Genomic DNA, 21,908 nt, shown 5'->3' on the forward strand with positions numbered 1-21,908 from the left:
TCGCGCAACGCGCCCGGCGCGCCGAGGTCGCGGCGATCACCGATCGCGGTCGTATTCTGAGCCCGTCCAGCACTGCCACCGAGGAGGGCAGATGGTCGCACAGCAACCCCCGCGGGCGAGCCGGGTCCGATTCGCGGTGACGATCCTGCTCCTGACCCTCACCGGCGTGCTCGTGCTCGGCACAGTCGGCGCCCGCTACGTCCGCTCGGAACTGCTCGACACCGAGCGCTATGTCGAGACCGTGGCCCCCCTGGCGACCGACCCGACGATCCAGGACGCGATCACCGACCGGGTCACCGAGGCGATCCTCGCCCAGCTCGATGTCGAGGCCCTGGCCACCGACCTCGCCGACACCCTCGCCGACGACCGGACCGGAGACGACGCCCCGCCGCGAGTGCGCGCCGCGCTGCGCAGCCTGCCCGCCCTGCTGACCGCGCAGACCGAGAACCTGGTCCGCGAAGCCACCGAATCAGTGGTGCGCAGTGAGCAATTCGCGCGACTGTGGACCACGGCCAACCGTGCCGCGCACACGACCGTGGCCGGGGCACTGACCGGATCGGGCCCGCTCGAGGTCGACGCCGAGGGCACCGTCCGGGTCCCGCTCGACCAGGTGGCAGCCGAGGTCCGGACGAGACTGCACGATCGCGGCTTCACCGTCGTCGACGAATCTCCCACGCCGCGGGTGGACTTCGTCGTCTTCGAGGACCCGCGGACAGCCCAGGCCCAGCGCCTGACCCGCCTGCTCGACCGCGCCGGCGAGCTGCTGCCGTTGGCCGCCCTGCTCACCGCCATCGCCGCGATCGCCATCGCCCCGGCGACGAGACGACGCCAGTCGATCGCGCTACTGGGCGCCGTGCTCATCGGCGCCATGACCGCACTCGCCCTGGCCCTCGCTTTCGGCCGCCAGCGCTATCTGCACGAGGTGCCGCTGGAACCGGCCGTCGCGCGGGTTCTCTTCGACACCCTCACCGACCCGCTGCGCGTGGGCCTGCGCGCGGTCGCCGTACTCGGCGTCGTGCTCACGGTCGGCGCGGTGCTGGCCGGCCCATCGCGGTTCGCCGAAGCGGTGCGTTCGGGCGCCGAGACCGCGCTCGGCGGCAGAGGTCCGGATGCGCCGGGACCGGTCTCGCGTTTCCTCGCCCGCAACATGGGACCGCTGCGCTGGTGCGTGGTGTCGATCGCGGCGCTGGCGCTGGTGTTCTGGACCTCGCCGACCCCGGCGGTCGTCGCGGCGGTGGCGGCGGTGGCCGGTGTGGTGATACTGGGAATATCGGTCCTCGGACGGCCCGCGCGCGACGGGTGAGTCAGCCCCGCAGCGCCGCGATCAGCGCCGGGCTCAGCGCGAGCGCGGGCAGGGATTCGACCAGCAGATCGACCAGATCCTCACGGCCGATGGGCTTCTCGACCATCCAGGTGAGAATGGTCTCCTCCACGAACGCGATCCAGCCGCGAATGGCCAGGGTGAGCCGCGCGAGGTCGGGATCCTCGGGCGGCAGCGGCAGTTCGCTGACGATGAGATCGGCGATGGCGCCACGGGTTTCGTTGACGTAGTCGGCCATGTCGGGGGTGACGCTGGCGGGCCCGCGCAGCACGGAGCGGTAGGACGCGGAGTGCTCGGTGGCGTAGTCGACGAACCGTTCGATCGAGTCACGCAGCATGTCGAACAGCGACAGGTCGCGGTTGGGCATGATCGCGGTGAAGAACTCGGTACTCACGTGCCGCGCGATCGCCTCGTGGAACTCCTGCTTGGAGGCGAAGTAGTGAAACAGCAGGCCGCGCGAGATGCCCGCCTGCTTGGCGATGTCGTCGACCGAGACTTCCTCGAGCGACCGGTCGGCCAGCATCTCCGCGCCGAGGGTGATCAGCTGCAGTCGCCGCTCCTCGGGACTGAGCCGGACGCGCTTGGTCCCTGCCGAACTCCTGATACTCACGTCAGCCATCCTAGCCACTACTGAGCCTGATTCAATAACTGTTGACTCCGCCTCAATAAGACCGTATTCTGCTGTACATGAGTCGCAAGGTTACAGACAAAGTCGTCGACAACCGCGGCACCCGCCACGTCAAGACGATCATCGTCGGCAGCGGGTTCGCGGGCCTCGGGCTGGCCATCCGGTTGAGCGAGCAGGGTCGTGGCGATTTCCTCGTCCTCGAGCGCGGCAGCGATGTCGGCGGCACCTGGCGGGACAACACCTACCCCGGTGCTGCCTGCGATGTGCCCTCGCACCTGTACTCGTACTCGTTCGCCCCCAACCCGAACTGGTCGCGGTCGTTCTCCAAGCAGGGCGAGATCCAGTCCTACATTCGCGGCGTCGCCGAGCGCTACCACGTGCTCGACCGCCACGTCTTCGATTGCGATGTGACCAGCATCCGCTGGAACGACGACGACGCGCGGTGGGAGATCGGTTCCAGCAAGGGCGATTTCACCGCCGACACCGTGGTCTCCGCGGTCGGCGCGCTCTGCGAGCCCGCACTACCCGACATCAAGGGCATCAACGACTTCGAAGGCGAGATCTTCCACTCCGCCCGCTGGAACCACGAGGTGGACCTGACCGGCAAGCGCGTCGCCGTGATCGGCACCGGCGCCTCCTCGATCCAGATCGTGCCCGCCATCGCCGACCAGGTCGCCGCGCTCGACGTCTACCAGCGCACCGCGCCCTGGCTGCTGCCGCGCCTGGACCGCCCCTACCTGCTGCCCGAGCGCCTGGCCTTCAAGCACCTGCCCATCGTGCAGAAGCTCTCGCGCTCGGCCATCTACGCCATCCGCGAGACCCAGGTCGTCGGCCTGGCCAAGTTCCCGCCGCTGATGAAGGCGTTCGAGGCCATCTCACGCACCAAGCTGCAGGTCGAGATCCGCGATCCGGAGCTGCGCAAGAAGGTCACCCCGAACTACCGGATCGGCTGCAAGCGCATGCTGATCTCCAACGAGTACTACCCGGCGCTGGACCGCGACAACGTCGACGTGGTCACCGACCCGATCGCCGAGGTCAAGGCCGGTTCGATCGTCACGAAGGACGGCACCGAGCGCGAGATCGACGCGCTGATCGTGGCCACCGGCTTCCACGTCACCGACTCGCCCACCTACAACGTCGTGGTGGGCAAGGACGGCCGCACCCTGGCCGAGGTGTTCGACGAGGGCGGCCAGCAGGGCTACAAGGGCTCCACGATCGCCAACTTCCCGAACATGTTCTTCCTGCTCGGCCCGAACGTCGGCCTGGGCCACACGTCGATGGTGTTCATGATCGAATCGCAGATCAACTACATCAGCGACGCGCTGGCCACCGTCGACAAGCTGGGCCTGCGCACGGTCGAGGTCCGCGAGGACGCCCAGCGCGCCTACAACATCGACCTGAAGAAGAAGATGGACAAGACGGTCTGGAACACTGGCGGCTGCGCCAGCTGGTACATGGACAAGCACGGCAACAACACCACGTTGTGGCCCGATTTCACCTTCGAATTCCGTAGGCTCACCAAGCATTTCGATGTCTCGGCCTACGACACGACAACCGCAGAAGCCGATCTGAAAGTGGTGGCAGCTCAGTGAGCAAAGATGCTTACTTCACGAACAAGGTGTGCGTGATCACCGGAGCCGGTTCCGGCATCGGCCGGGCACTGGCCGAGAACCTGGCCCGTCGTGGCGCCAAGCTCGCGCTCTCCGACATCGACGCCGAGGGCCTGGCCGAGACCGTGCGGCTGGCCGAGGCGCTGGGCGCGCAGGTGAAGTCCGATCGGCTCAACGTGGCCGAACGCGAGGCCTTCCTGGTCTACGCCGACTCGGTGAAGGCGCACTTCGGCGTCGTGCACCAGGTGTACAACAACGCCGGCATCGCCTACCACGGTGACGTCGTGAAGACCGACTTCAAAGACATCGAACGCATCATGGACGTCGACTTCTGGGGCGTCGTCAACGGCACCAAGGCGTTCCTGCCGATGCTGATCGAGTCCGGGGACGGTCACGTGGTCAACGTGTCCTCGCTGTTCGGCCTGGTCACCGTGCCCGGTCAGGCCGCCTACAACTCGGCCAAGTTCGCGGTGCGCGGCTTCACCGAGGCGCTGTACCAGGAGATGAAGATCTCCAAGGCACCGGTCAAGGTCACCTGTGTGCACCCCGGCGGCATCAAGACCGCGGTGGCCCGCAACGCCACCTACGCCGAGGGCATCGACGGCGCCAACACCGCCTCGCTGTTCGACAAGTACCTGGCGATCCACAGCCCGGAGATGGCCGCGCAGACCATCACCGAGGGTGTGCGCAAGGGGCACTCGCGCGTGCTGATCGGCTGGGAGGCCAAGGTTCTCGACGTGAGCGTGCGCTTCCTCGCCTCGGGCTACAACCGGATCTCGGCCGTGGTCAACGGCCGCTTCATGCCGAACTGACCCGAGGCGAGGACCAGGACGACGACGCCATGCGCGACTTCACGATTCCGCTGCCGATCGCCCGCGCGGTACTCGACCCGGTGTTCCGGGTGGTACTCAACTCGCGGCTGCCGGTCGCGGTGCAGCGCACCCTGCTCGACGCGGTCTCCCTGCTGCAGTTGATGCCCGACGGTTCGGTCGTGCAGCACCTGCAGCTGGGCGGCCGCCCGGCCGAGCGGATCATCGCGGAGGCGGCCATCCCGGGTTCGCGTACCCGGGCGGTTCCGCCCGAGCGTGCCGCGGGCGCGATCCTGTATCTGCACGGCGGCGGTTACGTGGTCGGTTCGCTGACCACGCACCGTTCGCTGGTGGCCCGGCTCGCGCGGGAGAGCTCCTGCGCGGTGTACTCGCTGGACTACCGGCTCGCCCCCGAACACCCGTTCCCGGCCGGTCTCGACGATGCCGAGGCCGCGTTCCTGGATCTGGTGGACAACGTGGGCTACCGGCCCGATCAGATCTGCCTCGCCGGGGACTCGGCGGGCGGCGGCCTGTCGCTGGCACTGGCGCAGCGACTGATCGAGCGACACCAGATCACCCCGGCCGCCCTGGGCCTGATCGCACCCTGGGTCGATCCGCGGCTCGTCCCGGACCGGGACCGCGATCTGGTGATCAACCGGCCGTGGTCGCTCGCCTGCGCCGCCATGTACCTGGGCGACGGCGACGCGAACGAGCCAGGATACGCGCCTCTCACCGGAAAACTGATCGGCCTGCCGCCCACCTACGTGCAGGTCGATGTGAGCGAGCTCCTGCACGACCAGTGCACGACGCTCGTCACAGCACTGCGTGGAGCGGGCGTCCATGTCCGATTCACCGAGACCCGCGGACTGTGGCATGTGGCGCAACTACAGGCCGCGCTGGTCACCGAGGCCGCACTGGCACTCAGCGAACTCGCAGAATTCCTGCGAGAAGCAATCCAGCCCGTATCTATCGACGACTTACGATAAGTCCTGGTGACAGATTTTTTGGACGGCGATATCGCACCGCGTCCAAACGTGTCGTAGATTACTGGCGAGTAGAACCCACTGGAAGGGCACAGATGCGAGAGTTCGAAGTTCCGGCTTCCTACACCATCCCGGACGACGCGAACAATTCCGACAACGTCTTCCGCTTCGCCGAGGAGACGCCGAACACGGTCTTGTTCAACGTCCCGAACGGCAGCGGCGGCTGGAATGACGTCACGGCGGCAGAGTTCGAGAAAGCCGTCACCGGCGTTGCCAAGGGCCTCATCGCCTCCGGCATCGAACTGGGTGACCGCGTCGCCATCATGGCCGCCACCCGATACGAGTGGACGCTGCTCGACTTCGCGATCTGGGCCGTCGGTGGCGTGACCGTCGCGATCTACGACAGCTCGGCCGCCGAGCAGGCCAAGTGGATCCTGCAGGACTCCGAGACCAAGGTGCTCGTCGTCGAGAACGCCAAGCACCGCGCCACGATCGAGGAGATCGAGGCGGGCGCGCTGACCGCGCTCACCGAGACCCTGGAGATCGACAACGGCGCCGTCGACAAGCTGCTCGAGCGGGGCGCCGAGCTCGACGACGCCGTCGTGCACGAGCGTCGCAAGCAGGTCGGCGCGGCCTCGCCCGCGACCCTGATCTACACCTCGGGCACCACCGGCAAGCCCAAGGGCGTGCAGCTGACCCACGCGAACCTCTACGCGGAGTCGCGTTCGGGCGGCATCGAGCTGTCCGCCTTCGTCTCCGAGGGCCAGAAGACGCTGCTGTTCCTGCCGCTGGCGCATGTGTTCGCCCGCGCGGTCGCGCTGATCGCCTTCGATTCCAAGGTGACCATCCGCCACAGCTCGGACTGGACGACCCTGGTCGAGCAGTTCGGTGACTTCAAGCCGGACTTCATCCTCTCGGTGCCGCGGGTGTTCGAGAAGGTGTTCAACTCCGCCAAGCAGAAGGCGCACGACGCAGGCAAGGGCAAGATCTTCGACGCTGCGGCCGATACCGCCATCGCCTACAGCGAGGCGCTCGAGAACGGCGGCGCCGGCCTGGCGCTCAAGGTCAAGCACTTCGTCTTCGACAAGCTGGTCTACAGCAAGCTGCGTGCGGCCCTCGGCGGGCAGTGCCTGGCCGCGGTGTCCGGCGGCGGCCCGCTGGGCGCGCGCCTCGGACACTTCTTCCGTGGCGCGGGCGTCACCATCTACGAGGGCTACGGCCTGACCGAGACCACCGCCGCGTTCACGGTGAACACCCCGCAGTTCATCCGGGTCGGCTCGGTCGGTCGCCCGATCCAGGGCCACGCGGCCAAGATCGCCGAGGACGGCGAGCTGCTGCTCAAGGGCTCGGTCGTGTTCGACGGCTACTGGGGCAACACCGAGGCCACCGACGAGGCGTTCGAGGACGGCTGGTTCAAGACCGGCGACCTGGGCGCCATCGACGCCGACGGCTTCGTCACCATCACCGGTCGCAAGAAGGAAATCCTGGTCACCGCGGGCGGCAAGAACGTCTCCCCCGCCGTGCTCGAGGATTCCCTGCGCGCGCACCCGCTGATCAGCCAGGTGATGGCGGTCGGTGACGGCCAGCCGTTCATCGGCGCGCTGATCACCCTGGACCCGGAGGCTCTGCCGGGTTGGAAGGAGCGCAACGGCGTCGCCGCCGACACCGCGATCGAGAAGCTGATCGAGAACGACGCGCTGGTCGCCGAGATCGACGCCGCGGTCGCCGAGACCAACAAGAAGGTCTCCAAGGCCGAAGCGATCAAGAAGATCCGCATTCTCCCGGTCGACTGGACCCAGGAGGGTGGCGAACTCACCCCGAAGATGTCGCTCAAGCGCGCCGTCGTGATGAAGCAGTACGCCGGCGAGGTCGACAAGATCTACAGCTGAGTCGTAGCGCCTGAGGGCGGTGTCGGCGGGTTCATCCCGTCGGCACCGCCCTTTGTCATGCGCGGGTCAGATGCGGTCGAGGAAGTCCGCGATCAGCGGGGCGAACTCGGACAGGGGGTCTCGAGCGCGAAGTGGCCAGTGTCGAACAGGTGCAGTTCGGCGGCGGGGAGGTCGGCTCGCTGCGGCAACCGCGCCCGCGTCGCCCGCTACTACCAGCGCCACAAGGACACCTAGTCGGACACACGCGCGTTCGTCAGGCCGGACTCGGCTGTCTCGCGCGGAGGGCGCGAGTGCCCGCGATGCCGATGGCCAGGCCGGCGGCGACCTCGAACAGGGCCGCGAACCAGGAGAACGCGGTGACGCGGGCCTGCGGCGGGGCATTGATGAAACTGTCACTGAGCGGGCCGAACCAGTCAGGGAACAGGTGCACAATGGTGAAGCCGACAGCGCTGACGAAGCCGATCAGCATGGCGGCGCGCGGTGCCGCGGGATGGCGGCGGAACACCAGGAACACGGTCAGCAGGGCGAACAGAATCTGCAGAGTGCCCAGTGCGTTCACCAGTGCCGAGGTGACGCTCATTCCCCGGCGCATGTGGTCGGAGCCGTGGACGAGCAGGGCGATGGCGAAGACCGCGGTGGCAACGCGCAGTGTCGATGCGGGCGTGGTCGTCTCGGTCATGGAATCCTCCTACCGAGCGGGATATCTACTACGTAGTGTAGTTTTCAACGCTGCTGTACGTCCACGCTTCGCCGTCACGAATCGGTCACCGATAGTGGCCCCCGACCGGAGCGCCCGGTCGCGGTCCGCCGGCCATCCGGTTGAATCAGTAGGCTCACCACATGATGTCTCTGCGAGCGGCAGGCGGAATCGTCGCCGCGGCGCTGGTACTCGGCGTGGCCGAACTGGTAGCGGTGTTCACCGGCTCGGGCAGTGCGCCCGCGTACGCACTCGGCGCGACCATGGTGGACCACACGCCCGACGGGTTGCGCGAGTGGGCGATCTCGACCTTCGGAACCAACGACAAAGCCGTGCTGTTCCTGTGCATGGGCGTGGTGGCGGTGGTCGTCGCCGGAACGGCCGGGGTGCTCGAGCGCCCGGCGAGACCGATCGGGTCGGTCGTCTTCGCGGTGTTCGGGTTGGTCGCCGCGGTCGTCGGGGCAGGTCGGGTCGGCGGGGTTTTCGGAGCGCTCCCCGCTCTGATCGGCACTGCCGCAGGCATCCTCGCCTTGCGTGGACTCGCCGGGAGGATCGACGCCGTGCGCCCCGCGACGAGCGACACGACGCAAGCCGCATCGCCCACATCGACGACGGACCTCACCGCCGCTACGGATGGCACCATCACGGAAGATCCCGTGCGGCAGAACGACCCGGGCTCGATGCCGCGACACCCAGCGGCTGCGCACCCCGGCGACACACGCGACCAGGTCGGCGATGGACGTCCCCCACGCGCAGCTGGTTCAACGAGGTCCGGTCGACGACGCGTTCTCGGCGCAATCGCGGCAACCGGCATTCTCGCGGCCGGTGCGGGGCTGGCGGGCCGACTACTCGGTGGCACCCGCCGTGAGGTATCGACCGAGCGGGCAGCGATCGAGTTGCCCCGGCCGGCAACACCATTGCCCGCGCTCCCGCCGGATGCCGACCTGCGGTTGCCCGAGCTCACGCCCTACCTCACCCCCAACGACGACTTCTACCGCATCGACACCGCCCTGATCGTGCCGCAGGTGTCCACCGACACCTGGTCGCTGCGCATTCACGGCATGGTCGAGCGCGAAATACTGCTCACCTGGGACGATCTCGCGCGCCGCACACCGGTCGAGCGGCTGGTCACACTGGCGTGTGTGTCCAATCCGATCAACGGCGACCTGATCGGCAATGCCCGCTGGCTCGGCTACCGATTGGACGAGTTGCTCGCCGAGGCGGGCCCGCTGCCCGGCGCCGACATGGTCCTGTCGCACAGCATCGACGGTTGGACGGCGGGCAGCCCCCTGGCCGCCCTCACCGACGGCCGCGACGCGCTGCTGGCGATCGGCATGAACGGTGAACCGCTCCCCGTACAACACGGCTATCCCGCGCGGCTGGTCGTTCCCGGCCTCTACGGTTACGTCTCGGCCACCAAGTGGGTCACCGAACTCGAGGTCACCCGCTTCGACCAGGCCACCGCCTACTGGACCCGGCGCGGCTGGTCGGCCGAGGGCCCGATCAAGACCGGAACCCGCATCGACACCCCGCGCGGGCGCGGACGAATCCCGCAGGGCCGCACCGTGATCGCGGGTGTCGCCTGGGCCCAGCACCGCGGTGTCACCGCGGTGGAGGTCCAGATCGACAACGGCGACTGGCGCCCCGCCCGCCTGTCCACCGAGGTCACCATCGACACCTGGCGCCAATGGGCCTACGACTGGAACGCCACCCCCGGCCAGCACACCATCCGCGCCCGCACCACCGACACCACCGGCCAAGCACAGACTCCCGTCGAACGCGACGTCATCCCCGACGGCGCCACCGGCCACCCCACCCTCACCATCCAGGTGCAGTGACCGGCCTCAGTTCGTGACGGGTTCGACGACGAACCGGCCCCACGCGACGAAGGCCGCGACCGCCAAGTACACCGCGTTGACCAGCATGAACTTGTACTCACCGAGGCGCCCGTGCGCCACCATCGCGCCGATCATCAGCAGCACCCAGCACAGCGCGGTCACCGCCACCATGACCGGCGCGATATCGAGAACGGCGGGCAGGATCAGCCCGACCGCCGCCAGGATCTCCACGATTCCCAGGCTCTTGACGAATCCGTCGCTCGCCGCGGCGGTCCATGCGCCGCCGGGTGCGGCCGACAATGTCGCCCTCGGCACGAAAGTCTTCGTGAGGCCACCGAGGAGGGCGATGACGGCCAGCGATCCGGCGGCGATCCACAGCGCGGTGTTCATGGGAGCTCCTTCGCTCTTCGGATGTGTCACCCATGAGACGCCGCCCGAGCTCCCGCTGTGACGCCCTCGCGTTCTACAGCCTCTCGACGGCGAATTGAGCTGCGGTGAGGGTCATGCCGTTGACGCCGTAGAGCACGTGCAGGCCGTTGGGCTGGGCGAGGGGGGAGCCGTCGCAGACCGTGTCCGCGGCGATGCACAGGTCGATGGTCTTGTTCCGGTACGGGGTGCCGACCACCACCGGCGGCGCACCGGCGTCGGCCATGAAACGGTCCGACGGCTTGCCGAACAGCGCGACCGCCGCGACACGCTCGGCGACCTCCGGCGCCATCGGGACCGGCAGATACGAGCGGTATTCCGCGGGGACGCCGTCGGGTTCCTCGGTGCCGGTGGCGAATCCGATCAGCGCCGCACCCTGGGAATAACCGCCGAGGACGATCCGGGTGCCGGGGCAGTTCGCCGCGATGAACTCCACTCGACGCTGGGCGTCGCCGATCCCCTGCAGGACGGTGTGCGCGAAGGCGAGCCGGTCGGCGAAGTCGCTGCTCGCCGGATAGGCGACCCCGTACGCGCCGACCGAGCGACCCTGCGCGTTCGCGCGGATCGCTTCGACGAAGGACACACCGGTGTACCCGAGGGCGCCACCGGGCTCGGCGGTGCCACGGGCGAACACCACCTCGATATCGGCACAGGGCGCCGCGACGGCGGAGTGGGTGGGCCAGACCAAGGGAATCGCGGCTGCCATGAGAACTGCAGACACGAAACGTGAGAGGGAACGTGCTGTCATGCCGCGCAGACTACCGACTACCACAGACCACGCCGCCCGAACGGCTCCCGACGCGCCGTCGAGAGCCGCCGGATAGCTCTTGCCCGAGTCGGCGGCCTTCCACCGGAGCTGGAGCGGTCGGGTCGACGAAGTCAGGCGCCCGCGCCGGCTTTCGCTCGTTTCGGGGCGTTGGCGGCACCGGACTTGCCGTGGCCGACGAACAGCGCCGAGGCGATGATGCCGATGACCAGAATGGCGGCGGGCAACAGCATCGACTGCGCCAGTGAGCTACTGAACTCGTCGACGACCTGCGGAGGCAGCGGGCCGGTGGCCGTGCCCTCGCCGATCGGCGCGCCACCGCCGAGACCGTTGGCGGTGAGCCGGGCGGCGATGAGCGCGCTGATCGCGGCGCTGCCGAGCACCGAACCGACCTGACGGGTGGTGTTGTAGACACCGGCGCCCGCACCGGCCTTGTCCACCGGCAGATTGTGGGTCGCGGTCGAGGCGAGCGGGGCCCAGATGCAGGCATTGGCCAGGCCCGCGACGCCGGCCGCCACCAGGAAGAACCCGATCGAGGATTCCGGGGTCATCAGCACGGCGAAGGCGAACACCGAGGCCGCGAACAGCACGAATCCGATGGTCGGCACCAGGCGCGGCGGGAGCCGATCGGAGAACCTGCCGATGAACGGCGCGGTGAGCCCGGTCAGCACCGCCATCGGCGCGAACACCAGCGCCGAGGTGGTCGGCGACATCTCCCGCACCGCCTGCAGATAGAAGTACGCGGGCACCATCATCGAGGTGACCGCGGCGCCCATCGCGGCGATCGCCAGGTTCGACAGCGCGAAGTTGCGGTCGCGGAACAGACTCAGCGGTACCAGCGGTTCGCCGGTGTTGCGGGCCTGATTGATCACGAACACCACGAGCATGACCACGCCGAAGCCGATCAACAGCCAGATCCGCAACGACCAGTCCTGCGAATTGCCCTCCTGGATACCGAACACCAGCGCCAGCAGGCCGATCCCGCTGAGGATCACGCCGACGATGTCGAACGTGTGGCCCGCGGTCGGCAGCGCGGGCACCAGCCACATCGCGAGGCCGAAGGCGATGATGCCGACCGGCACGTTGACGATGAAGATCCACTCCCAGCCGAGGCTGTCTACCAGCACCCCGCCCAGGATCGGCCCGACCAACGTCGCCAGCCCGGCGACACCACCCCACAGGCCCATCGCCGCGCCGCGCCTGTTCGGTGGGAAGGTGCGGGTGATCACGGCCATCGTCTGCGGCGTCATCAGCGCGGCGCCGATGCCCTGCGCGGCGCGCGCGGCGATCAGCATGCCGATACTGCCCGACAGCCCACACCACAGCGAGGCGCCGGTGAAGATCGCCAGGCCGATCAGATAGATGTTCTTCGGACCGAATCGGTCCCCGAGACGGCCGGTGACCAGCAGCGGCACCGCGTAGGTGAGCAGGTAGGCGCTGGTGACCCAGATGACGCTGGAGATGTCGGTGTGCAGTTCGGCCATGATCGCCGGATTGGCGACCGCGACGATCGTCATGTCCAGCAGGATCATGAAGAAGCCGACGACCAGCGCGAACAGCGCCAGCCACGGATTACGTTGGGTGGTCATCGATGGCATTCCTAACGCGAGCGGGAATCGGTTCCGGTGGTCCAGCGCGTCGCCCACCACCCGACCTGCCCACACTGACCGCCACGACGTGAACCGTATCCCGTGGCAAGGCCATGCCTTCCGGGGACCGGGCTGTACGGCCGCGCGGGTATCAGACGCCGACCTCACCCCGCGTTTCACCGTCGACCCGGACCCGAGCGGTGCGTTCGGGCTGTATCCGCCCGCGAGGGCTCCCCACCGCCCCACCATGGATTCGGGATCGTGGCGCGCCGGCGCCCAGGGCGTTGCCCGTCGATGCGCGACGCCGGTTCGCGATCAGCCATACGATGGCCGCCACCAGTGCGGTCGGGAGGAAGCAGAACGGCAGAAACGCCACCGGCGGCTCCGGCAGCGCGGATGTCGCGGGCAGTCCGGTGACGCCGTGTGCGATCAGCAGCGCCGTACTCCACAATGTTCCGCCGACAAGGCCCCGCAGGAGCGCACCACCCACTGTGCGGTGCTGACTCCCCGCTGGAAGGGCGCCCACCACCGATACGAGAGTAGCGACGATGTAGGCCCACAGATTCACCCCCAACAGGATTCCGGTCAGCGCGCCGGCGACGACCGCTCCCCCTGCTGATTCCCACGCCCGGCGCGACAATGACATCTGATCGAAGTAGGCCATGGTGGCCGTCTCACTTTCTTTCATTTCCACGGTTCGCCACCTCCGCGAAGCGGCTGTTCTCACCAGGTCGCCGAACCACGTGGGCGGAGTCCCGAATCGCCGCGGACGTGGATGGTCGCGGCCGACAAGTCCATCCGGCCAGCTCAGCTCGTTCGAGCCAGGGCCGGTGGCTACACCGTGACGGCTGTCAGTTTCTCGGGGTTTCGCACGCAATAGACCGCTGTCACCAGGTCACCGCGGACCTCGACAGAGATCAACTGGTCGAGCACCCCGTCGATGGATATCGCCACTGTCGGCATCCCGTTGTACGTGCAGGTCCGCATGCTGATCTCACCCGATCGGGCGCCTTTGGTCAGCCAACCGACCATCAGCCGGGCCACCTTGTCCGGGCCGACAACAGGGCGGCGCCCCGCGTTCACCACTCCACCGCCGTCGGCGAGAAACACCACCTCAGGCGCCAGCACGTCCATCAGTCCCTGGATATCGCCGGTGGTGGCGGCGATCGAGAACCGTTGAGCGGCCGACCGCGCTTCGATGGGAGTCGCGATCGCGGTGGGCGTGTGGTCACGACACGTGCGCACGAGGTTGCGTGCGCGTTGGTTGAGTTGGCGCACGGCTTGCTCGGACTTGTCGACCGCGACGGCGATCTCCGGGTATCCGAAGCCGAATACCTCGCGCAGGACGAACACCGCGCGCTGAGGGGGTGTCAGTGTCTCCAGAATCAGCAGCATCGCGGTGGTCACGGCCTCGCCGGTGAGTAGGTGATCACCGGCCTCCGGCCCACCGTCCGCGCTGGTCGCCAGCGGTTCAGGCAGCCACGGTCCCAGGTACTCTTCCCGCCGACGAGCGGCCGCACGCAAGACACCGAGGGCCTGGCGAGTCACGATCTGCGCGAGGTAGGCCCGCGGGTTGGCCACCATCGTGGCGTCGACCGCGCGCCAACGAAGGTAGCTGTCCTGCAGCACGTCTTCGGCGTCGGAAACCGAACCCAGGATCTCGTAGGCGATCGAGAACAGTAATCGTCGGTGCGATGTGAACTCGGCATCGGTATCCGGTTTCTCGGTCATTTCGGACCCGACAGCCAGGAGTAGTTGGCGGTTCGAGAGCTGTACTTCGCGTAGCGCGACACTCGCTCTTTGACCACGGCCGCAGTGCGCCCGGCGACGTAGAGCCGCCTGGCCGTGTCGTCCCTGCGGCTGGGTTGCACCAGCCCGTCGCGCCGCCCCAGGCTCAGGAATTGGGCGGTGTAGCCCATGGAGTACGGCTCAGGGTTACGGCCGTCAACGATCCGCGCCAACGTGTCGGCGGCGTGCGCGCCTTGCGGAATGGCCGTCTCACAGCTCAAACGCGCACCCGGGACCGCCGCGCAGTCACCGATGACGAAGATGCGCGGGTCGTTCACGCTTCGAAGGTACTCGTCCACGACCGCGCGACCTTCGGCGTTCACTTCCAGCCCGCTGCGCGCCGCCAGGTCCGGGACGTCTGCCACGATCGCCCACAGGGTGAGATCAGAGGTGATTTCCGCCCCTGACCGCAGGCGCACGACACCGCCGAACCGGCCTGGACCAGCGCACACCTGCGCGACCACATCCTCGACGACCTCCACCCGCAGACGCTCGAGGCCGACGCGTACCCGCTGCCGCGCACCCGGGGTGAGGCTCGCGGCTACCGACGCGCCCACCAGCCGAACACGCAGATCAGGTCTGGCCTCGGCGATCTCGGACGCTGTTTCGATGCCGGTCAATCCGCCGCCGGTGACCGTGACGGTGCTCCCGCCGGGAAGGGCGGCCAGGGCGGACCGCGCCAGCTCCGCGCCCTCCCATGTGCCCACCGCGACAGCACCCGGCAGTGGTACGGCCGTGCTCCCCACCGCGAGAAACAGGTAGTCGAAGGTGTCACTCCCACCGTCGCCGAGTGTGACACTGCCGTCACCCACCTTGTCGACGGTACCCAGCCGCGCGGTGATCGCACCGGACAGCATCGAGGTGAGCGGAGTCGAAGCCGCACCCGTCGCGGCGACCTGCTCGTGCAAGCGCACTCGTTCGACGAAGTCCGGCCGCGGGTTGATCACCGTGATCTCCGCATCGCGTACCTTCCCCGCAAGCCGATTCGCCGCGATCGTTCCCGCGTAACCGGCACCTACCACCACGACCTTCATGTCTGCCTCCCAGGTGAAATCGAATCGAACATGGGATGCCGGGCACCGACCGCCTGTGACGCGGCGGCGCGGTGACACCCATCACGGCCGGGAAGGGCGAGCGATGCGTCCGGAGCGGAACACGCACGGGAGTCCTCGGCGCGCGGCACGGTGACAGGGCACCGGCGACTACGCGGTGAACTGGAAGACTCAGACCCCACTGATCGGCGCCGCGCTCGGCCGAAGCGACGAGGCCGACACGGCGGTGGCCGATGTGGCACAACGAGTTCGGTTGTCAGAGGCCGTGGTCGTCGAGCCAGGTGCGGGCGACGGCGGCGGGGTCGGCACCGGATTCGACCTGGTCGATCAGGACGATCAGTTCCGCGGTGGTCAGTTCACCCGCGACGTAGTTGAGTTTCTTGGTTTCGCGGCGGTCGAAGATGCCGGTGCGGTGCAGGGCCAGGATGTTCTGGGTGCGCAGGGCGTAGTCCTCGTCGTCGAGGGTGATCAGGTCGGCGGGGTTCTCGCCGGCGGGCGGGCCGTTGACGATGCCGACCTGGATCTGCCCGTCCCGCAAAGCATTTCGCAGTGCTTCGGGGTCGGGGTAGTGGATGGTCGCGGCGAAGGCGCAGTCGGCGACCAGGTCGGGGCCGATGGGGATGGCGGCCAGGCCGGGGAGTTCGGTGTGGCCGACGGTCAGTTCGGGGCAGCGAGGGGTGAGGGCGGTGACGGTGCGCAGCTCCTCGCGGGTGGCGAGGTCCTCGGTGATCAGCAGGCGCGGGCGCAGGTCGGTGCCGTCGGCGGCGTCGGAGACCGACAGGCCCTGGGGCAGGGCGGCATTGACCGCGGCGAGGACGTCCTCGGGGGTGCGGGCGGCAGCCGAGGGATTCCAGCGGTCGAGCAAACTGCCGTTGCGCGCGGGCAGGACCGCGATGCGGGCGGCGTCGAGATCGGCGGTGGGGGTGTCCAGACCGGTCAGAACCGTGGTGTCGGTCCCGGTTCGAGCCAGTGCCTGAGAATAGATCTCGGCGAGCACAATGGATTCGGTCGAGGAATCCGCACCGACCGCGACCACCTCGCGCGCACCGTCGGCCGCGCAGGCGACGGCGGCGAACGAGCAGGTGGCGACCAGTATCGCGGCCGCGTTCCGCCGCAGGGCGCCCGACAGCATCCAGCGACACCAACTTCCCGTATTTGCGGTCAACCCGCGCAATTCGGCGCGACGCGGGCAATATGAACACCCAGAATGTACCTGCGGCCCCCGCGTCGCACGCACAGCGCACTGCCCGCCATGCCGGAAGGACAACAGTGAAAACCACCTTCACCTCTTCTCCGCACGGACAACCCCGACCGGCACGCCGCCTCGCTGTGCGGGCGGGCCGGGTCCTCGCCGCCGCTGTCGCGCTCGCCGCCGCCATGGTCATGGCCGCTTGCGGAAACTCCGATCCGCTGGCGGCCAAGGGCGACTGCGCCAGCGACGCGCTGATCATCGGCTCGGCCAACTTCCCCGAATCCGAGACCGTGGCCAACATCTACACCGAGGTCCTGCGGATCAACGGCTTCAAGGTCGACACCAAGTTCAACATCGGCAGCCGCGAGGCCTACATTCCCGCGCTGCGCCAATGCGCGATCTCGCTGATCCCCGAATACACCGGCAACCTGCTGCAGTATCTGGACCCCGAGGCCACCGCCACCGCCGCCATCGATGTGAACAAGGCGCTCACGCCCGCCCTCGGCGAGCAGTTCGCCATCGCGACGCCCGCTCCCGGCGAGGATTCCGACGCCGTGGTCGTGACCAAGGCGACGGCCGAGGAATGGAACCTCACCAGCATCGCCGACCTGGCACCGCGTTCGGCCGAGGTGACGTTCGGCGCGCCCGCGGAATTCGCCCAGCGGCCCGGCGGGCTGCCCGGCCTGAAGAAGAACTACGGGCTCGACATCGGCGCCGACAACTTCGTCCCGATCGCCGACGGCGGCGGACCGGCGACGGTGGACGCGCTGGTCAACGGCCAGGTCCGTGCCGCGAACATCTTCACCACCTCGCACGCGATCGCGGAAAACGATCTGGTCGTGCTCACCGATCCGGCGCACAATTTCGCCGCCCAGAACGTGGTGCCGCTGTTCAACGCGGAGAAGAAGACCGACAAGGCGGTCGCCGTGCTCGACGCCGTGTCGGCCAAGCTCACCACCACCGAACTGATCTCGCTGAACACGGCCGTGTCCGGTGACGCCAAGATCGAACCGAAGGCGGCCGCGCTCGCCTGGATCACCGCGCAGGGGCTCAACTCCCCCATCGGCTAGGAGAACCCGTGTCCGAGATCGCCTTTCACGGGATCACCAAGACCTATCCGGACGGCACCGAGGCTGTCCGTGCACTGAATCTGCGGATCGAATCGGGGTCGTTCACCGTGTTCGTCGGCCCGTCCGGCTGCGGCAAGACCACCTCGATGCGGATGATCAACCGGATGGTGAACCCGACCGCGGGGATCATCACGCTGGACGGGCGCGACATCTCGACGGTCGATCCGGTGCGGCTGCGGTTGGGCATCGGCTATGTGATCCAGAGCGGCGGGCTGCTGCCCAATCGTCGGGTGCTCGACAATGTGGCGACCGTGCCGATGCTGCTCGGCCGATCCCGCCGGGCCGCCCGCGCGGCCGCGCTGGAGGTGCTCGACCGGGTCGGGCTGGATCGTGGTCTGGCCGACCGGTATCCGGCGCAGCTCTCGGGTGGTCAGCAACAGCGCGTCGGGGTGGCGCGGGCTTTGGCGGCGGATCCGCCGGTGCTGCTGATGGACGAGCCGTTCAGCGCGGTCGACCCGGTGGTGCGCGCCGAATTGCAGGTCGAGATGCAGCGACTGCAGGCGCAGCTGCACAAGACGATCGTGTTCGTGACCCACGACATCGATGAGGCGATCACGCTCGGCGACAAGATCGCGGTGTTCGGGCGCGGCGGGATGTTGCAGCAGTTCGACGCGCCGGAGCGGGTACTGGCCCAGCCCGCCACCGATTTCGTGGCAGGGTTCGTCGGGCGGGATCGCGGCTATCGGGGGTTGTCGTTCCGCAGCGCGCATGATGTCGCGCTGCACGACATCCGGACGGTCACGGCCGAGCAGATCGCCGAACTCCGGCTCGACCAGGGCGAATGGGCGCTGATCGTGGACGGCGACGGCAAGCCCGGCGGCTGGGTGGACGTGACCGGTGTGGAGGCGGTGCGTGGCGGAAAACCGCTGGGCGAGAGCGTCTCCGCAGGAGGCTCGCTGTTCGCGGCCGGTGGTGATCTGCGGCAGGCGCTGGACGCGGCGATCTCCTCGCCCTCGGGTGTCGGGGTGGCCGTCGACGAGGACGGCGTGGTGCGCGGCGGTGTGCTCGCCACCGAGGTCCTGACCCGGCTCGCCGAGCAGCGCGCGGCCGAGGACACACGGCGCAATCAGGAGTTCTTCGACCAGGGCGCCTCGTGAGATATCTGATCGACAACTTCGCCGAGATCATGGCGATCACCCGGACTCATCTGATGCTGTCGCTGGTTCCTCTGCTGCTCGGGATGGCGATCGCCGTCCCGGTCGGCGCACTGGTGCGCGGGCGGAGGCTGGCCCGGCAGGCGCTCACGACGGTGTCGAGTCTGGCCTACACGATTCCCTCGATCGCGCTGTTCGTGATCATCCCGCCGCTGATCGGCATCTCGGCGATCGATCCGCTGAACGTGATCATCGCGCTCACCGTGTATTCCGCCGCGCTGCTGCTGATCGCGGTGCCGACCGCGCTGGACACCGTGCCCGCCGAGGTGACCGATGCCGCCGACGCGATCGGCTTCGGGCGATTGCGGCGCACGCTCACCGTCGACCTGCCGTTGGCCCTGCCGATTTTCGTCTCGACACTGCGGGTTGTGGTGGTCACCAATATCGCCATGGTGTCGGTCGGGGCCTTGATCGGGGTGGGCGGGCTGGGCAAGCTGTTCACCCAGGGCTATCAGCGTGACTACCCTGATCAGATCATCGCGGGCATCATCGTGACGCTGGCGCTGGCGCTGATCTTCGACCGGCTGGTGTTCTGGCTCGGCCGGATCGCCACCCCATGGACTCGCGCCGACACCAGCCCGAGCACGCGCACGGGCGGGACGGTGTTCCGGCGGCGTGCGATGTCCGGCCGGAAGGGCTCGACATGAGTCTGTTCGCCGACGCCTGGTACTACCTGACCGACACCGCGAACTGGGGTGGGTCGGCGGGGATCGAACACCGTCTGCTGCAACATCTCTGGTACAGCTTCCTGGCCGTCGCACTGTCGGCGGTGATCGCGGTGCCGCTGGGTCTGGTCATCGGGCACACCCGGCGCGGCAGTGCGGTGCTGGTCGGGTTCGCCAATGCGATGCGGGCGCTGCCGACACTGGGTCTGCTCACGTTTCTGGTGCTGCTGCTCGGGCTCGGGCTGATCCCGCCGCTGCTCGCGCTGATCACCGTCGGCATTCCACCGCTGCTGGCCGGTGCGTACGCCGGTATCGCGAACGTGCCCGCCGACGTGGTCGACGCCTCGCGCGCCATGGGGATGACCGAGCGGCAGATCCTGTTCCGCGTCGAACTGCCCAATGCCATGCCGGTACTGCTGGGCGGCCTGCGCGGCGCCACGCTACAGGTGGTGGCGACCGCGACCATCGCCGCCTACGTCAACCTGGGCGGGCTCGGGCGCTACATCTTCGACGGCATCGGGCTGTACCGGTATGACCTGGTCTTGGTCGGCGCACTGCTGGTGGCGGCACTCGCGCTGGTGCTCGACGGAGTACTGGCCGTGGCGGTGTGGGCGAGTGCGCCCGGTACCGGGCGGCTGGCGCGCGGGTCGATCGTCGACACCGAAGCGCTACGGGTCGCTGCACGGTGATCGTCGTCAGCGCCCGATGATCCCAGACAACGCGACAGCGCCCCGTTCCCGGTAGGGGCACGAGGCGCTGTCGGCAGTGCTGCGAATTACTGGGCGACGCCCTCGGCACGCGCGGTCTCGGCGACGGCCTCGGCCACCGCCGGGGCGACACGTGGATCGAGCGGGCTCGGGATGATCCGGTCGACGGCGAGTTCGTCGGCGACCACGCCGAAGATCGCGTCGGCGGCGGCCACCTTCATGCGCTCGGTGATCCGGCGGGCACCCGCGTCCAGCGCGCCCTTGAACACGCCGGGGAAGGCCAGCACATTGTTGATCTGGTTCGGGAAGTCGCTGCGGCCGGTCGCCACGATGGCGGCGTACTTGGCGGCCACCTCGGGGTGGATCTCCGGGTCCGGGTTCGACATGGCGAACACGATCGACTCCGGCGCCATCGAGGCGATGAGCTCCTCGGGAATGGTGCCCGCGGACAGGCCGAGGAACACATCGGCCCCGGCCAGCGCCTCAGCGGCACCGCCGGTGAGCCCGCGCGGGTTGCTGCGGGCGGCCAGCTCGACCTTCACGCCGTTGAGGTTGTCGCGACCCGTGCTGACGATGCCCTTGGAATCGAGCACGACCACATCGGGAACCCCGGCGGCGAGCAGGATGTTGGCGCAGGCCACACCCGCCGCACCGGCACCGGACACGACGACCTTCAGCGCGGACATGTCCCGGCCCTGCTGCGCGGCCGCGCCCTTGAGGGCGGCCAGCACCACGATGGCGGTGCCGTGCTGGTCGTCGTGCATGACGGGGCAGTCCAGCGCCTCGATGACACGGCGCTCGATCTCGAAGCAGCGCGGGGCGGAGATGTCCTCCAGATTCACCGCACCGAAGCTCGGACGCAGGTGGATCAGGGTCTGGACGATCTCGTCCGGATCGGTGGTGTCGAGCACCAGCGGGATCGAGTTCAAGCCGGCGAACTTCTTGAACAACGCGGCCTTGCCCTCCATCACCGGCAGCGAGGCGCGCGGGCCGATGTCGCCGAGGCCGAGCACGGCGGTGCCGTCGCTGACCACGACGACGAGGCGGTCGGTCCAGGTGTAGCGCTTGGTGAGCGCCGCGTCCTCGGCGATCGCGCGGCTGACCTGGGCGACGCCGGGGGTATAGGCGATGGACAGATCGCGCTGGGTCTCGAGCGGCGCGGCCAGCTCGACCGACAGCTTGCCGCCGAGGTGACCCGCGAAGATCTCGTCGTTGGTGATGGCAGCGAGGCTCGCTGCGTCATCGGCCTTGGGCGCCGCGGTGGCATTCGGTGCGTCAGTCACAGGTGACACGATTTCACTCCTGCTCGAATCGGGCTCAACCGGGGGACGGTTACCGCCGGGTATATCGGAATTACGGAATTTCGGAACGCTCATCGGGTGCGCAGGCGCACGCGTTTCCCCGGAAGTTCGGGGTCGCGTGGCGCGGCAGTGATCTCTCGAGCGGAGCCGGACGGGTGGTCCGGGCGAGTAAGCGGGTCGGCCCTCGGCTACGACGGTGCGTCGCGAAGCGGAAGGAAACCTTGGTCCCCGAACCCGGCGGTGGCGTGGGAAGGGAATCCGCAACATTCTGCCAGCCCGGCCGACCAGTTGCCAAACTGGTCGGCTTTGTCACCTGGCCTCGCGTCATCTGTCGAGCGTAGCCGCGCCGAATTGCCGGGGCGT

At 68.4% G+C, this 21,908-nt stretch carries 20 protein-coding genes; 10 read left to right on the plus strand and 10 right to left on the minus strand.

What is annotated here, in order from left to right:
- The first annotated feature begins 91 nt into the window (after positions 1-91).
- A complete protein-coding gene (locus BOX37_RS25430) occupies positions 92-1,303 on the plus strand; it encodes a hypothetical protein (RefSeq protein ID WP_156910539.1) in 1,212 nt (403 codons plus the stop codon).
- Between the two features lies 1 nt (position 1,304).
- Here the strand turns inward: BOX37_RS25430 and BOX37_RS25435 are convergent, their stop codons facing one another.
- Complete coding sequence (locus BOX37_RS25435) at positions 1,305-1,940, minus strand: TetR/AcrR family transcriptional regulator (protein ID WP_084760099.1); 636 nt, start codon at positions 1,938-1,940, stop codon at positions 1,305-1,307.
- Positions 1,941-2,008: 68 nt separating this feature from the next.
- Here BOX37_RS25435 and BOX37_RS25440 point away from each other — a divergent pair, with 68 nt between their 5' ends.
- The 4 genes from BOX37_RS25440 (at position 2,009) to BOX37_RS25455 (ending at position 7,240) form a co-directional block, all read left to right on the plus strand.
- Positions 2,009-3,541, plus strand: a complete 1,533-nt coding sequence (locus BOX37_RS25440; RefSeq protein ID WP_071929831.1) for a flavin-containing monooxygenase — start codon at positions 2,009-2,011, stop codon at positions 3,539-3,541.
- Complete coding sequence (locus tag BOX37_RS25445; protein ID WP_071929832.1) at positions 3,538-4,371, plus strand: SDR family NAD(P)-dependent oxidoreductase; 834 nt, start codon at positions 3,538-3,540, stop codon at positions 4,369-4,371. Before BOX37_RS25440 ends, BOX37_RS25445 begins: the two co-directional genes overlap by 4 nt.
- Before the next feature lie 29 nt (positions 4,372-4,400).
- The gene (locus tag BOX37_RS25450) at positions 4,401-5,354 is read left to right on the plus strand and encodes an alpha/beta hydrolase (RefSeq protein ID WP_071929833.1); all 954 of its coding nucleotides are present in this window, start codon (positions 4,401-4,403) and stop codon (positions 5,352-5,354) included.
- 92 nt (positions 5,355-5,446) lie between these two features.
- A complete protein-coding gene (locus tag BOX37_RS25455) occupies positions 5,447-7,240 on the plus strand; it encodes an AMP-dependent synthetase/ligase (protein ID WP_071929834.1) in 1,794 nt (597 codons plus the stop codon).
- Positions 7,241-7,493: 253 nt separating this feature from the next.
- Here the strand turns inward: BOX37_RS25455 and BOX37_RS25460 are convergent, their stop codons facing one another.
- The gene (locus BOX37_RS25460) at positions 7,494-7,919 is read right to left on the minus strand and encodes a hypothetical protein (protein WP_071929835.1); all 426 of its coding nucleotides are present in this window, start codon (positions 7,917-7,919) and stop codon (positions 7,494-7,496) included.
- 161 nt (positions 7,920-8,080) lie between these two features.
- On the opposite strand from BOX37_RS25460, the gene BOX37_RS25465 reads away from it, so the two are divergent.
- Positions 8,081-9,775, plus strand: coding sequence for a molybdopterin-dependent oxidoreductase (locus tag BOX37_RS25465; protein WP_071929836.1), 1,695 nt, complete (start codon positions 8,081-8,083; stop codon positions 9,773-9,775).
- A 6-nt stretch (positions 9,776-9,781) separates the two neighbouring features.
- On the opposite strand, the gene BOX37_RS25470 is transcribed toward BOX37_RS25465, so the two are convergent.
- The 7 genes from BOX37_RS25470 to BOX37_RS25500 form a co-directional block, all read right to left on the minus strand.
- Positions 9,782-10,165 (minus strand): DoxX family protein, encoded by a 384-nt coding sequence (locus BOX37_RS25470; RefSeq protein WP_071929837.1) that lies wholly within the window; start codon positions 10,163-10,165, stop codon positions 9,782-9,784.
- A 73-nt stretch (positions 10,166-10,238) separates the two neighbouring features.
- Positions 10,239-10,949: a cutinase family protein gene (locus BOX37_RS25475; RefSeq protein ID WP_071929838.1), complete on the minus strand. Its 711-nt coding sequence runs from the start codon at positions 10,947-10,949 to the stop codon at positions 10,239-10,241.
- Positions 10,950-11,080: 131 nt separating this feature from the next.
- On the minus strand, positions 11,081-12,556 hold the full coding sequence (locus BOX37_RS25480) for a DHA2 family efflux MFS transporter permease subunit (protein WP_071929839.1): 1,476 nt from the start codon (positions 12,554-12,556) through the stop codon (positions 11,081-11,083).
- Between the two features lie 151 nt (positions 12,557-12,707).
- Complete coding sequence (locus tag BOX37_RS25485) at positions 12,708-13,244, minus strand: hypothetical protein (RefSeq protein ID WP_156910540.1); 537 nt, start codon at positions 13,242-13,244, stop codon at positions 12,708-12,710.
- Positions 13,245-13,390: 146 nt separating this feature from the next.
- Entirely contained in the window at positions 13,391-14,287 is an 897-nt protein-coding gene (gene sigJ / locus BOX37_RS25490) for an RNA polymerase sigma factor SigJ (RefSeq protein ID WP_071929841.1), read from the minus strand.
- A complete protein-coding gene (locus BOX37_RS25495; RefSeq protein WP_071929842.1) occupies positions 14,284-15,378 on the minus strand; it encodes an NAD(P)/FAD-dependent oxidoreductase in 1,095 nt (364 codons plus the stop codon). Before BOX37_RS25495 ends, sigJ begins: the two co-directional genes overlap by 4 nt.
- Positions 15,379-15,652: 274 nt before the next feature.
- Positions 15,653-16,528: a glycine betaine ABC transporter substrate-binding protein gene (locus BOX37_RS25500; RefSeq protein WP_071929843.1), complete on the minus strand. Its 876-nt coding sequence runs from the start codon at positions 16,526-16,528 to the stop codon at positions 15,653-15,655.
- A 245-nt stretch (positions 16,529-16,773) separates the two neighbouring features.
- Here BOX37_RS25500 and BOX37_RS25505 point away from each other — a divergent pair, with 245 nt between their 5' ends.
- Genes BOX37_RS25505 through BOX37_RS25520 form a run of 4 tightly spaced genes read left to right on the plus strand, consistent with a single transcriptional unit; the run spans position 16,774 to position 20,226 of the window.
- Positions 16,774-17,658 carry an ABC transporter substrate-binding protein gene (locus BOX37_RS25505; RefSeq protein ID WP_156910789.1) on the plus strand — a complete coding sequence of 295 codons (885 nt, stop codon included), beginning with the start codon at positions 16,774-16,776 and terminating at the stop codon, positions 17,656-17,658.
- Between the two features lie 8 nt (positions 17,659-17,666).
- A complete protein-coding gene (locus BOX37_RS25510) occupies positions 17,667-18,815 on the plus strand; it encodes an ABC transporter ATP-binding protein (RefSeq protein ID WP_071929845.1) in 1,149 nt (382 codons plus the stop codon).
- Positions 18,812-19,519 (plus strand): ABC transporter permease, encoded by a 708-nt coding sequence (locus BOX37_RS25515; RefSeq protein ID WP_071929846.1) that lies wholly within the window; start codon positions 18,812-18,814, stop codon positions 19,517-19,519. Before BOX37_RS25510 ends, BOX37_RS25515 begins: the two co-directional genes overlap by 4 nt.
- Positions 19,516-20,226, plus strand: coding sequence for an ABC transporter permease (locus BOX37_RS25520; RefSeq protein ID WP_071929847.1), 711 nt, complete (start codon positions 19,516-19,518; stop codon positions 20,224-20,226). Before BOX37_RS25515 ends, BOX37_RS25520 begins: the two co-directional genes overlap by 4 nt.
- An 86-nt stretch (positions 20,227-20,312) precedes the next feature.
- Here the strand turns inward: BOX37_RS25520 and BOX37_RS25525 are convergent, their stop codons facing one another.
- Positions 20,313-21,536 (minus strand): NAD(P)-dependent malic enzyme, encoded by a 1,224-nt coding sequence (locus tag BOX37_RS25525; RefSeq protein ID WP_071929848.1) that lies wholly within the window; start codon positions 21,534-21,536, stop codon positions 20,313-20,315.
- Between the last annotated feature and the right edge of the window lie 372 nt (positions 21,537-21,908).

Origin of the sequence: Nocardia mangyaensis (assembly GCF_001886715.1) — a bacterium.
GTDB lineage: Bacteria > Actinomycetota > Actinomycetes > Mycobacteriales > Mycobacteriaceae > Nocardia > Nocardia mangyaensis.

Excerpts from the sequence above, each read along its gene's own strand:
- BOX37_RS25430 (WP_156910539.1), top strand. The coding sequence starts at position 92 with ATGGTCGCACAGCAACCCCCGCGGGCGAGCCGGGTCCGATTCGCGGTG.
- BOX37_RS25435 (WP_084760099.1), bottom strand. The coding sequence starts at position 1,940 with ATGGCTGACGTGAGTATCAGGAGTTCGGCAGGGACCAAGCGCGTCCGG.
- BOX37_RS25440 (WP_071929831.1), top strand. The coding sequence starts at position 2,009 with ATGAGTCGCAAGGTTACAGACAAAGTCGTCGACAACCGCGGCACCCGC.
- BOX37_RS25450 (WP_071929833.1), top strand. The coding sequence starts at position 4,401 with ATGCGCGACTTCACGATTCCGCTGCCGATCGCCCGCGCGGTACTCGAC.
- BOX37_RS25455 (WP_071929834.1), top strand. The coding sequence starts at position 5,447 with ATGCGAGAGTTCGAAGTTCCGGCTTCCTACACCATCCCGGACGACGCG.
- BOX37_RS25460 (WP_071929835.1), bottom strand. The coding sequence starts at position 7,919 with ATGACCGAGACGACCACGCCCGCATCGACACTGCGCGTTGCCACCGCG.
- BOX37_RS25465 (WP_071929836.1), top strand. The coding sequence starts at position 8,081 with ATGATGTCTCTGCGAGCGGCAGGCGGAATCGTCGCCGCGGCGCTGGTA.
- BOX37_RS25470 (WP_071929837.1), bottom strand. The coding sequence starts at position 10,165 with ATGAACACCGCGCTGTGGATCGCCGCCGGATCGCTGGCCGTCATCGCC.
- BOX37_RS25475 (WP_071929838.1), bottom strand. The coding sequence starts at position 10,949 with ATGACAGCACGTTCCCTCTCACGTTTCGTGTCTGCAGTTCTCATGGCA.
- BOX37_RS25480 (WP_071929839.1), bottom strand. The coding sequence starts at position 12,556 with ATGACCACCCAACGTAATCCGTGGCTGGCGCTGTTCGCGCTGGTCGTC.
- BOX37_RS25485 (WP_156910540.1), bottom strand. The coding sequence starts at position 13,244 with ATGAAAGAAAGTGAGACGGCCACCATGGCCTACTTCGATCAGATGTCA.
- sigJ (WP_071929841.1), bottom strand. The coding sequence starts at position 14,287 with ATGACCGAGAAACCGGATACCGATGCCGAGTTCACATCGCACCGACGA.
- BOX37_RS25495 (WP_071929842.1), bottom strand. The coding sequence starts at position 15,378 with ATGAAGGTCGTGGTGGTAGGTGCCGGTTACGCGGGAACGATCGCGGCG.
- BOX37_RS25500 (WP_071929843.1), bottom strand. The coding sequence starts at position 16,528 with ATGCTGTCGGGCGCCCTGCGGCGGAACGCGGCCGCGATACTGGTCGCC.
- BOX37_RS25505 (WP_156910789.1), top strand. The coding sequence starts at position 16,774 with ATGGTCATGGCCGCTTGCGGAAACTCCGATCCGCTGGCGGCCAAGGGC.
- BOX37_RS25520 (WP_071929847.1), top strand. The coding sequence starts at position 19,516 with ATGAGTCTGTTCGCCGACGCCTGGTACTACCTGACCGACACCGCGAAC.